The 12,522-nt window shown below is 34.9% G+C and carries 10 protein-coding genes and 1 pseudogene; 4 read left to right on the top strand and 7 right to left on the bottom strand.

Annotated features, from left to right (window positions below; translation table 11 throughout):
- Positions 1–202 precede the first annotated feature (202 nt).
- Entirely contained in the window at positions 203–4,030 is a 3,828-nt protein-coding gene (locus C9J29_RS05005; RefSeq protein WP_107921749.1) for a chitobiase/beta-hexosaminidase C-terminal domain-containing protein, read from the bottom strand.
- Positions 4,031–4,102: 72 nt separating this feature from the next.
- A complete protein-coding gene (locus C9J29_RS05000; RefSeq protein ID WP_237068750.1) occupies positions 4,103–5,977 on the bottom strand; it encodes an S-layer homology domain-containing protein in 1,875 nt (624 codons plus the stop codon).
- Positions 5,978–6,488: 511 nt separating this feature from the next.
- Here C9J29_RS05000 and C9J29_RS04995 point away from each other — a divergent pair.
- The 3 genes from C9J29_RS04995 (at position 6,489) to C9J29_RS04985 (ending at position 7,647) form a co-directional block, all read left to right on the top strand.
- Complete coding sequence (locus tag C9J29_RS04995; RefSeq protein WP_237068749.1) at positions 6,489–6,851, top strand: DUF2085 domain-containing protein; 363 nt, start codon at positions 6,489–6,491, stop codon at positions 6,849–6,851.
- Between the two features lie 21 nt (positions 6,852–6,872).
- The gene (locus tag C9J29_RS04990; RefSeq protein WP_107921748.1) at positions 6,873–7,154 is read left to right on the top strand and encodes a zinc-ribbon domain-containing protein; all 282 of its coding nucleotides are present in this window, start codon (positions 6,873–6,875) and stop codon (positions 7,152–7,154) included.
- 169 nt (positions 7,155–7,323) lie between these two features.
- Positions 7,324–7,647, top strand: a complete 324-nt coding sequence (locus tag C9J29_RS04985) for a zinc-ribbon domain-containing protein (RefSeq protein ID WP_107921747.1) — start codon at positions 7,324–7,326, stop codon at positions 7,645–7,647.
- Positions 7,648–7,847: 200 nt separating this feature from the next.
- Here C9J29_RS04985 and C9J29_RS04980 read toward each other — a convergent pair whose 3' ends face one another.
- The 5 genes from C9J29_RS04980 to C9J29_RS04960 form a co-directional block, all read right to left on the bottom strand.
- Positions 7,848–8,054 carry a TM2 domain-containing protein gene (locus C9J29_RS04980; protein ID WP_107921746.1) on the bottom strand — a complete coding sequence of 69 codons (207 nt, stop codon included), beginning with the start codon at positions 8,052–8,054 and terminating at the stop codon, positions 7,848–7,850.
- A gap of 247 nt (positions 8,055–8,301) precedes the next feature.
- Positions 8,302–8,631 carry a cupin domain-containing protein gene (locus tag C9J29_RS04975; protein WP_043989758.1) on the bottom strand — a complete coding sequence of 110 codons (330 nt, stop codon included), beginning with the start codon at positions 8,629–8,631 and terminating at the stop codon, positions 8,302–8,304.
- Between the two features lie 53 nt (positions 8,632–8,684).
- Positions 8,685–9,668: an ABC transporter substrate-binding protein gene (locus C9J29_RS04970; protein WP_107921745.1), complete on the bottom strand. Its 984-nt coding sequence runs from the start codon at positions 9,666–9,668 to the stop codon at positions 8,685–8,687.
- An 82-nt stretch (positions 9,669–9,750) separates the two neighbouring features.
- Positions 9,751–10,578, bottom strand: coding sequence for a helix-turn-helix transcriptional regulator (locus C9J29_RS04965; protein WP_107921744.1), 828 nt, complete (start codon positions 10,576–10,578; stop codon positions 9,751–9,753).
- A 424-nt stretch (positions 10,579–11,002) separates the two neighbouring features.
- Positions 11,003–11,794 (bottom strand): nicotianamine synthase family protein, encoded by a 792-nt coding sequence (locus C9J29_RS04960; protein ID WP_237068748.1) that lies wholly within the window; start codon positions 11,792–11,794, stop codon positions 11,003–11,005.
- Positions 11,795–12,116: 322 nt separating this feature from the next.
- Between C9J29_RS04960 and C9J29_RS04955 the strand changes: the two are divergent.
- Positions 12,117–12,522 (top strand): annotated as a pseudogene (locus tag C9J29_RS04955) (GerAB/ArcD/ProY family transporter); the annotation flags it as partial.

Here is a 12,522-nt window from a genome sequence, read left to right as displayed (position 1 = left end):
TAAAGGTAATTCTTTTTATCTATTTTATGAAAATGAACCCACTCTCCATTTTTCATAGATATTGATAAGATGAGAAAAGTAAAAGCCACTCCAAATGGGTTTGGAATGGCATACTGATCTTCATGAATATGATCCATGCAGTTTAAATTAACAAGCCACTAAATGATTGACATATGCCTAACATTCTTACTGCAAGTAGTTATTACTTAAATTCAATTTCCTCAGCAGAAGCCCCTTTTGTATACGTTATAGTCGCTCCAGCAGGTAAATTACGAATTTCTTTTACATTTTTTCCTTCGATAATAATTTCACCAATTTCCGTACCTTTAAAATCAATAATCGCATTTCCTTTTTTAGGACTGATTGTTACAGTTTTGTCTGCAAATCCTTCACCATGGAATTCGGCATATTGACTAAATACTGCAATTCCATTTTTAATATTAGTATTTTTTCCTAACGTTAATGAAATGCTTGGACGATTCATTATTAATTTACCAGTCTTATAGTTATTAAAGCTATATACATTTTCAGGTACTATTGGTGTTGGTATTTCTTCTTTTCCTGCTTTCAAATCAATTTGAACTAATACAGGGTCATGATCCGATGCTCTCCCCTGCGCTTCTGTAAAGTTCGCATTAATATGAATCAAGTCTATAGCCGTAACGTTAGCAAGATTATTCGAAACTAAAATATGATCCAACACTTGATTGTTCCCTTGGAAGAAGTACGTAAAACGATCAGTCTCTGGGGCTTTATCCACCATATTCGTTAAAACATCACCTTTTAATGTTTCAAGTGCTGGTGTGAATTCAAAGTCATTCATGTCCCCTGCTACAATGATATTTATATCCGGATTGATGGCAAGACCTTCATCGATAAAATCATTGATGGCTTGAGCAAGCTGAAGACGTTTTGTTACTGATTCTAACACTGGCGGCTGAGTTGGTCCCCAAAGTGAACCATCGCCTCCTTTAGAATTTAAGTGCGCTCCTATAATGACTACATGCTCTTCCTGGAATTTGAATTCCGCCGCAATTGGTTTACGTGTATCTGCAAATTTAGTTGGATCAACAAAGCCTGGATTTAAAGCAAGGCTTCCATCTGCTGTCCACCCATTCGCTTGGTCACCCGCTCCCTTTGTACCAGTCACTAAAGAAACACGTGTCGGATTATATAAGTAGCCTACACGAATATTACCACCAGGCGCACCGCCTACTGTATTATTAATAGGCATTACGTCAATCCAATCATAAGCAGGGCCACCCGCAGCTTTAATTGCATTAATTAATCGCATATAGCTTTCAGATGCATCAGCATTTCCTGAATCAATTTGTCCATCATTATCTTGTACTTCGACTAATGTAATAATATCTGGTGACTTCATATTTTTCACAAATGTCGCTGCAATTCTGTCTACTTTTTCATTAGATGTATTGGCAGGATTATTCGAAAAGTTTTCGATATTATAGGAAGCGACATTTAACTTGTCCGCCACTGGTTCAAGATGCGTCACTTCTTGCTGAAGATTTGCCTTTGTCACATCAGAGAAGACTTTATTCGTGTTCAGTCGATAGCCATCTGTAAAGTTTTCTACAAATCCGATAAGTGGATCATTAAAACGATCACCCGAATCATAATTTTTTCCTGCTACCCCTTCAAGCATAATTTTTTCTGGATTATAATCGTCGGCTGCAATATTTAAACCGCCATTCACATTAAATGTATTATTTGTTGTGCTCGGTACAACAATTGGTGAATCATTATTATAAATTGGTCCAATCACTCTCGCATCAGGGAATGATACTCGCATATATTCAATAGATTCCCAAAAATCAATACCATCTTCTTGTGGATCAAAAATAGCAAAGCCATCATTATCAATAATTTTATTTGGTGGGGATAGGTCCTCTCCTATAACAAGTACTTTTGGAACTTCTGCTGTACCTGTTTTTGTGATATTCGTTGCTGAAATTTGCGTATCTCTTAATCGAGAGTTTCCACCCACTTCAGTTACATTCCCTGATACTTTAATAACATCTCCTACTGCTACATTATGTCCCGACTTACTTACCTTGATCGCTGTTGATTTTACGCCATCGAATGTCGAATCGCCCTCTTGCATAATGAAGCTACTTGAATTAATAACGAATGTTACAATTCCTTCTACATCACTTACTGTTAAATCGACATATGGTGATATATGACTTGGCCCTTGAATATCGCTAATTGTGGCATTTTCAGTATCAATAATCTCATAAACAAATGTAGCAATCGCACTATTCGTTAAACCTTCTTTTACTGCAATCGCTTTAATCGTCAACGGTTTATTAACAAGAATTTCCCCTGTATATTTTGTACTAGCTGTAGTTGGTGCTGAGCCGTCCACTGTATAATAAATCGTTGCATCTTCTGTCATGGTAGAAAGTGTAACGTTTGTACCCGCTGTTACCCCACCAACGTGAGAAGCTTTAATATCCTGAACCTTTGTTACATCTTCAATAATGCGAATCGGGAGTAGTTGATGATTTGTATATTGACCAACAATACCGGTAATTTCCCCATACGTTTTTCCACTTACTAAACCTGAGTCACGTGTTTTATCGTAAATAGCAAATGTGCCTACATCATCAGTTCCGGTAAAATTTTGACCTGAACCAGTAATGGCTACATTTTTAATCGTTACTAATTTCGATTCATTGTCTTCTGCAACCTCAATACTTTTAATAATGTTTGCCCCTGGTAGTTTAGAAGGAATAGGCATGCCAACAAGTGAAATATTTGTTAATTGCTTTAGTCCGCTATATTCAGCAACTTGACCTTGCACCGTCACCAAATCGCCGACATTTGCAGTAAGACTATCTACAGGGTAAATGGCAATCGCCGCACCCTCTTCATCTTGAATGTGAGCAGTAGCAGTTTCTAATTTTGCTGTTACAATACCCGATACGATTACTACTTGTCCTATTTCTTTATTACGTGCTTCCGTAATTGAAATAGTGGCTGGCGCATCTTTAACTGTAAAATCAAAGGATTTAATTTCGCTATTGTTTAAGCCAGTTGCTGTAGCAAATGCTTTGATCGTCATTGCTGCATTTACAACAATGCCCGCTGCTGCATCATAAACCTCACTAGCTGTTGACGGTTCAGAACCATCTATCGTGTAATAGATTGTTGCGTTTGGTGTATCTGTAGACAATGTTACTTTTGACCCTGCAAAAACTTCACCCGTTGCTGGATAAGCTTTAACATTCGCTACTTGTGTAGGCTCGTAGTTCCCTATTAATTGGAAACTTTCCGCGCTTAAGGTTTTTAATTGATAGGTCCCGTTAAAAATGGAAGCAATCCCTGTCACTGTAATTACATCATTGTTATTGAACCCATCTGCTACAAATTGAGAGAATTGATAGCCTGTACGGTTATCATGGCGAATTACTAGCTCGTTATTTTCTGCATCAACGGCTTTAAACTCAAATGTTCCATTCGTACCAGATGACGCTAAATCTTTAATCTTCACATTTTCAAGTGTAATTAATGTACCTTGTAAGCTATCTTCAAGTGGTAGATTCACTATTTGCGGTGCAGGTGCTGTCCCTATAAAAATACGTTCAATTGTCGGTGAATTAAATTGAACTTCTCCACTATATAAACTCGTTTTCCCTGTGATTTTGACAATATCTCCAACAGCTAAGTTCCCTGCTTCTGTAGAACTAGAGAAAACATAAACCCCTGCAGACTCATCCTGTACATAGAAGGCCTTGCCTCCCCAGCTACCAGGTTTTGTCGTAACGGTCCCTTGAATTTGAAATGTTTGGTCTTTTCCAACAGCTGCACGAGCTTCGGCAATTGTTCCTTCAGTGACTGAAGGATTAGCTGGCTCAGTCTGTTCTGTTGGATCAAGTCCAACAAAGTCAATTGAAGTGGCTTCTGTCGTTTCCGCCTTTACAACTGTTAAGGAAGGCAAAATCATAGATATTATAAGTAAAAATGATAAAGCTATTTTAGAAACGAAATTAAATTCATATTTCTTCATTCGTTAAGCTCCTTATGATTTTTTATCGTTCATCCTTTTCTCTATTTTGCAAAGGAATTTACGTGAAAGTTATTATTCAATTACTGTGTGTCCTTCAACAGTTAATCCATCTAAACTGATGTTTACATTTGGTGCATCAATGATTAAATCTCCTGAAATCGTACCCGTACTACCAGCTGGCATGAAAGTATATCTCCCTTTAGCTGTTGGGGCTGTTATCGTTACATTTCCATTCAAGGTATAACCATTCAAATCAAACATTACTAAATCTGTTAACGTTATATCTATAGTCACTGGAGCCATTAACTTAATTAAATCTCCTGCTTTTGCTTGTTTTAATGCTTGTTTTAATTCTTCAGCATTCTTGACATTAAATTCAATTACTTTTTCTGGTGGAATAACTGGATCGGGTGCTACATTTCCTCCGCCATTGTTTGGAACCCCAGTGCTTGGCGAAGAACCTCCAATAACGGCCTTAATTTGGGAAGCAACTGCTGCATAGTTCGTCATAATCTTTGTTACAGTTGAACCCGCTGGAATCGACAACGTATTGATCATTAAACCTGAACCGATTGTAATTCGAGCATCGGCGTTTAGAACCGATAAATAATTAACTACACCACCAACATTCAACGCTAATTCCACGGCCGTTGAAAGCAATAGTCGTTCAAAATTTACATTTCCAGTCATTTTCAGTTTTGCCGTAGATTCTATTGTTACCTTCTTTACAGCTCCCTCAATATTTATAGCAGAAATAGTAGCTGTAATAATGATTTCTGGAATAACCGAGTTCGACATAATTGAGATATTATTGCGTTTGACATGGACTTTTCCTGTTTGCGAATTTTTGATTGTCAATACAGGTGTAGTTTGACTTGCATTTTTATTTTCTAATGAAGCTTTTGCTCCATCTATGGCTTCTGCTATTATATCGCCAGTAATTGTAGCACCATCAAATGCCACTTTTGCTTTAACATTTGAGCTAATAATTGCATTTCCTGTAATCGATACATTTTTAACTATCACAGCATCTGCGTTAATCTTTATTGAATCGAGCGTTGCATTTGTCTTGAATACAACTTCCTTCTCTGCTGAACCTGCCTTATTTAAAACAACATTATTTACTTTTGTTATAACACCATTTTTAATAGTTGCTGTAATTTCTGCCCCCGTAAGTGCAGTCTTATTTTCAGTAGTAAAGATTGATTTTACCGAATCATCAAAATAATACGTCTTTCCATTAATAGTAATTTCACTCGCCGCATATTCTTCAACTTTAAACGTTACACTTTGTGAAGGTTGGAAAATCGGATGACCAACAGCTTCTGAACGAGTAATAAATGCAGCCATTTGCCCTCGTGTTACATTTGAAGAACCATCAAATAATGTAGTTGTTTTACCAGTCGTTACGTTGTTTTCATATAAAGCAGCGATTGCTTCCTTGTAATCAGCGCGCACATCTGTGAATGGTAATGAATTTGTATTCGAAGCTTTTAAATGGAAGGCGTTCGCTAAAATTTTTGCTACATGGTTACGCTCAATATAATCGCCCTGACGGAATGTTCCATCTTCATAGCCATCAATAATCCCCTCTTGCTTTAAAGCAGCAATAGCTCCAAAGTATTGATGAGTAGTGGGAATATCTTTAAAGTTGGGATTGCTAACATTCAATGTATCCAGTTCTAATACACTTGCAATAATTTTAGCAGCTTGTCCACGTGTTAAGTTTTGTTCAGGTTTAAATGTGCCATCTTGGAACCCATTAATAATGCCCCGATCATTTAAATTTTTAATGTCGTCATAAAATGGATGCGTTCGATGTACATCCTTGAAGCTACTTGCTTCTGATGCAATCGGTGCTACAACTACTACGGCTGAAGCCGTTAAAGCCATTGCTGTTATTGCTTTTAAATACTTCGATTTCTTCGATTTCCTCCATTTACTCATACTTAGAGTAATACCTCCCCATCCCTATTTAATAAGGAAAATTTTAAATCCAATTAACATTACCAAAATATTGGTTAACATAATAATTTTAACAGAAAAATAATAAAAACATTCTAATTTATTATTAATATTCTAAATACTATGTAAAATAATCCATACTAAACTTTTACAATATGAATAAGAGCAGTAATAACAGTCCTTTTTTCCCGTAACGTTTCATTCAACTATTTCGGCTTATATAACTATGAACAAAAGCGTAAATGTGCCCCCTAGTTCCCACAAACATTAAATGGTTGTAACCAAGACATAGGCTCACTTTCTCCTTAATTTTTTACAATGCGATAATCTCATTAACTGTAAAAAGCTGAGGAGTCTCATCTACTCGTCAGCTATTCATGATATTGTTCTCCGTTAGCTTCATTTTATATTAAAAACTAAATTATGTAGTATATTCCATAAATACTATTTATGTTATATACTATACGCTAGAATAATAAAGGAGTTTACAAATTTGGTAAATAGTATTAATTTTTTATTGAAGGTTGTTTTCTTTTGCCATCAAATGCCAGACCGTTCATTTCATTATAATGGGAGAAAATTCCCCCTATGTGCAAGATGTACTGGTATGGCAGTAGGCTATTTTTTATCCGTAATATTAGTCATATGTTTTGGAAGATTTGATTTATGGATTATAGCCTTATTAATTTTACCAATGGCTATCGATGGTATTGGACAATTATTTGGTAAATGGACAAGTAATAATATTAGACGGTTCTTCACTGGATTACCTGGTGGAATCGGTATTATTTATCTCTTCTACACTATTGGCTACCAATTTTTTTTATTTGGTCAATATGTTGGAAAAAATCTATAGCAGGATATTGGAGGTACTATTATGTATTGTAAAAATTGTGGCGAACAAATTTCGGAGCATGCAGAAATTTGTATCCACTGTGGTGTACGTGTAAAAAATGCAAGTGGTGAAGACAAACCAAACTGGGCTGTTAACATAATTACACTTTGCTGCGTTCCACTTGTGGGATTAATTCTGTTCTTTGTTTGGAAAGACGAAAAACCAATTGCTGCTAAATCAGCTTTAATGTTCTTCTTTATTAATATAGGAATTATCATATTATTCTATATTGCCATGCTCCTTATTGGATTTTTGAGTTACTAAAACGAGGGATTACATATGTATTGTAAGTATTGTAGTGAACATAGTTTGGATTTAGTTGAAATTACACTAGAAGAGGCGTACAACCATACGTTATCAGTACTAAACCTATTGCTAAAACAGCAGGCGATAGTTGCAAAAGGGCATTTTTTAAGATGCAGGAGGTATAAATATGTATTGTCCTAATTGTGGTTCTAGCATTAACGAGAATGCCGAAATTTGTGTACATTGTGGTGTTAACGTATTAAAGTTTAGCGGTCAAGTAACTACTGCAAAAGATGATACACCAAACATTTGGATTAATGTACTCAGTTTATGCTGCTCCCCTATACTTGGAATTATTATCTATGTTGTCTGGAAAGATTCACAACCTAAAGCTGCAAAATCAGCATTAATATATGCTTTGTTTGGTATAGCTATTTCAATTATTGTCTTGGTTATTTCATTTGTAATAGGGTTTGCAGTAGAAATGATGGATGATAGCTATTATTACTAATAAAAAAAGAGTGTAGTATATTGTTACCTTTATTTAAGTAATAAAATTCGCAATCAGCCACTAAATAATTAAGAAGGGTAGACATATAGAAAAGTCTCCCTTCTTTAATCCTATTACTATAGATAAAATCAACAAGCTGAAAAAATTGTATGTACAAGCCTATCGCTTTTTTATTTTAATAGTTTACTACTTATGTTCAATTAAGATTTAATAAGGTTCCCGTCACTATCAGTAAATTTACCAAGAATAATCATAATTAAATCAATGATTGTCCAAATACCGAATCCACCTAGTGTGAAAAACATTAAAATACCTGTACCGATTTTACCAGCATAAAAACGATGAACACCTAGACCTCCTAAAAAGAAACAAAGTAATACTGTTGTTACAAAACTTTTGTCTGACATTTAAATACCTCCGATAAATTAATAAATACTATAGTATGATACCCTACCAAATAATTATATTACAAAATAAGTATTTTTCAACATTTTTTTCCTCATAATACATTCTATTTTATTGGTATTTTACTCCTATAAAATTATCCTTCAGAAGGTCGATATTCTCTAGTCGATATATTTATCTACAACTATTAATCACCGCCTTTATTCAATAAAAAAAGAGCTGACAATGCAGCTCAATACTCATGTTACGTTAATGACTATCCGTGTCTACTACTTCCTTTGGTTCCACTAACATGATATGACATTCTTTTTCGGCGAAAGGCTTGTGCTCGGGCCCTCCGGGAATAATAATCATCTCCCCTTGAGAAACTTTCACTTGGCCATCGCGAAAAGCAATAAATAGCTCTCCTTCGAGCACAATAAATACTTTATCGGCGCCTTGATGCTCATGCCACATAAATTCCCCATCAATCTTCACCACTTTGAATTGGAAATCGTGTATTTCACCAACAACTTTCGGAGACCAAAGTTCTTTTATTTGAGCTGCACTCTCATTAAGATTAATAGCTTGATAATTCATAGACATCTCTCCCTATTGTTTTATTTGTTTTCGATAGAATTCTACTTTATTTTTTAGTGCTTTTGCAGAGCATTCGTTATATTTTGCAAAGCGTATTCAATTGCTAATGGACCACCCGTAATAGCAGACGTATCCATCAAATAAATATTCCCTTTCTTTACTGCGTTCATATTGTTCCAAACATTATTTTGATTTAACTCACTCATTAATGTTTCTTTTTTTGTTATGTCACCTATAAGGAAAATGTGGTCTGCATGAATAGTTGAAATTCCCTCGAACGCAGAAAATTGATTACTCTTCCCATTAAATGTGGTATCTGGTGTAAGCCCCAACCCCCTTTCTTTATCAAACGCAAGTGTATAAACAGGATTATCTTCACCTAAAACATTAAAAGTTTTTCCATCCCATGACACGATAAGTGCTACTGTCTCTCCTTCAATCGTTTTTAAATCTTGTCGACCAGTTGTAATTGCTTGCAGCATTTTTTCAATTACTTTTTCAGCTTCGTTCTCTTTGCCAATAATCTCAGCTACTGTACGGAGACCATATTGCCAATCTTCATAAATATCCTGGGATTTTAAAGTAATTACTGGCGCAATTTTTTCTAGTGATTCATACAGTTTTTCATGATGTTCTGTTGCTAAAATAAAATCAGGCTCAATCGATAGAGTTTTTTCAATACTAGGAGACAATTTATCTCCTAATTCTTCGGTTGAAGCTAGCTTTCCGTTTAAATATGCTAAAGAAGATAAATATTCTTTATCTGTAGAAGCAGCAGGAGGCTCACCCAATGCCACTAATATTTCCGGGTAAAAATACCAAAGGGAAGCTATTTTTTCAGGTTTCTTCTCGATCACTATTTCTTTACCCAAGGCATCCTTAATTGTTCTTGGCCAATCATTAGTATCCTGCTGAACCGTTGAAGTAGATGTTTCATTTGTAGATATTTCTTTATTTACAGTTGGTGTTTCATTACAGCCTCCTAGTATTCCTGCTAATAATAGTATTGAGAAACATAGTCCTTTCATCTTTTGCATCCAAAATTCCTCCAACATATGATCTTGATATGCCATTAGTATAGTAAAATCATTTATCGTTTTGAATGGATGCTTGTTGAAACTAGCATGGATTATTGATGAACTTCTCTCGATACTCTTTAGGGGGAATACCAAATTGTTTCTTAAACACTCTACTAAAATAAAAAGGGTCTTCAATTCCAACAGCCTGTGCAATTTGTTGGACAGGGGCCTCACTTGTATATAGCATTTTTTGCGCCATGTTTATCCGATATTTTAATAAATATTCTGCTGGTCCTATCCCTGCATGTTTTTTAAATACATAAGAGAGTCGATTTCGATTAACATGATTTTGTTCTGCAAGACAAGAAATGGTAAGGCTTTGATAATAATGCTCATGAATATAGTTACATACCCGTTCGAATAAAGTATGTGATTCACTGCTATTTTGACTATTCACCACACATAATAAAGCCTCATTCAGTACATCTCGAAATAGCATCTCGGTTTGAAACCTCGAAATGCCTCCACGCTGATTGTACACCTGCCAAAGACGCAAAATTAATTCGATAAGACGAGGAGATTGTCCAGTCAATAATTCAAAATGCTGCTGTGAAAAGCTGGACTCTTGTAGCTCTGTGTTACATATTTGGTATTGAACAAGAATATATTCCCAGTTCGCATATTCAAAATTTTTTTGATCTAGCTTCATATTTGCACCACCATGTACAATTTTTCCTGGTGAAAAGATATACGGGGTGCCATTAAATTGAAATTGTATTTTTCCGTTAAGAGGAAAAACGAATCCAGGAAAAGAATCTGTATATTCAGCATAGGGCACACCAGTGCTTTTAGCATATCGGTATACCCCCTGTACTTGAAATGGAATATGTGCTAAATGCTCTGCTAATTGCTCAACATCGATTTTCAAATTAATTACCTCATTTCAAAATTGTATTTACCGCCTATAATGGTGGAATCCTAGCTGTATGTTCTGTGCGTTTTTGACTACAAACTGTTCCATCTAAGGGATACAGACATAAAAAGCCGATGTGTAAGGTCAATTCCTCTTCCTATGAAATGCAAAAAGGTGGGTTGACGACCTTCGCCTATCCCCACCTTATCGATAATGATTATCATTGTCAATTTGAAATATAACCACCCTTCGACAAATTGGTGGCTTACACTACGTATGAAAAGCTTGAACATAGAACCATTTCTCTAAATTCACACGTCCGCTAATGCGGCTTTATGAAACTACATATTGTAATCTCTAAATGCCTTTCTAATCATTTTCCATATGTGAACCCTTGCTAAATTCAAAACGTTTGCTTTCTACACAATTATCAATTTCGTTAAACCTTTTGATATAAAATAACATCAAATACATCCTGAGGATGCATAATCTCTTCTACTATATGCCATTTGGTATCATCTACCTTCTGCATCGGATAATTAAAAAGAGACTTTAACCCATTTCCGTAGCGCATAGCAACAAGCACATCTTTATTTGTTACATCGTATAGTTGATCTAAAATGTCATATTTATTGCTGACCGTTGAGCTAAATATAATATGACTAACTTGTTTTATTACTGCGAGCTCCGCTACCGTCTTTTTATCAATTTGAATGGATAAATGATCCCCTAATTTATTGACTACCTGTTTTCCTAATTGAATGGCTTCATCATCAATATCTATTCCAAAAACGTCTGCTCCCGTGCGCTCCGCAACCATTAATAAGGTAATCGGAAAGGATCCAGATCCAATTAAGAGTACCTTCGACTGACTAGTTATTTCAAAATCGCCAAATTCCTTTCCAATACAATTTTCAATGTTACGAAAATAATCTGTGACTGCTTCCTGTTCATGACTTAATAATAACGCTCGATATTTCTCCAAGATTTGCACACAAACAGACGCGTTCATTCTTAAATTGTCGGTTAATAATAGGATTTCTTTCGATTCCTTCATATTCGCCCACTGTTCTTCATTGTCACGATTTATGATAAAAGAAGAATATTCATCCATTAATTCACACAGCTCAAAATAATTAATCTGTTGCTGCTCCATATTTTGCTGGATAATGAACTGAAATTTCTTATCAAAGTTCAGTAGTTCTTTTAAAAATAACATCCTATCCTTCACTTACCCCACTCCTAATTTGAGAATTAAAGTTCAATATATGCCATGCCTTGTAAAACTATTTCAGCATTTTTAAAGGTATGTGAATTATTTGGCCACTCTTCAAAATTAGGAGGATACAGTGTAAAACAATCAAAATCTATTTTTGATTGTTTTTTACGTATATTAATAGAATTATTGCTAGGTTTTCTATGAAACTAGTTTGAATGAGAGTAATATAGGAGCCTAAAAATTGCGAGAGGTGAGTATAGATTTCATTAGAAGCTCCAAGGGGTTAGATGGCAACCAATATGGGCAATATTGTTAGAAGGAGGTTTAAGATAAAATGAATAAAGTTATACAGCCAATCCATGTATATTGTTTGTTATTTTTATCAGTTAGTTTTTTAGCACATTTCATTTTAATTCCTACCATTTTCACAATCGTCGAACGTGAAGCATGGATAAGCGCTTTGGCAAGTTTAATCCCAATATTAATTTTAGCATTCCTTATTTCTAGAATTATCAATAAATTAAATAATACTTCGTTTTTTGAACAACAATTTTCACAAGATAATAGACCACTTTATTTATTTATCATTACTTCATATATCATGTATTTAATTTCATCAACGTTCGTCTCACTCAAATTTACAATTATTTGGGCAGAAGAAAGTTTTAACTCTGATTATCCATATTTTATTACAGTTATTTTATTTATATTATTATGCTTTTATGGTTCCCTAAAAGGGA

Source organism: Lysinibacillus fusiformis (genome assembly GCF_003049525.1).
Classification (GTDB): Bacteria; Bacillota; Bacilli; order Bacillales_A; family Planococcaceae; genus Lysinibacillus; species Lysinibacillus fusiformis.
Note: the sequence above shows the minus strand (reverse complement) of the source record. Positions and strands in the feature narration are given on the sequence as shown.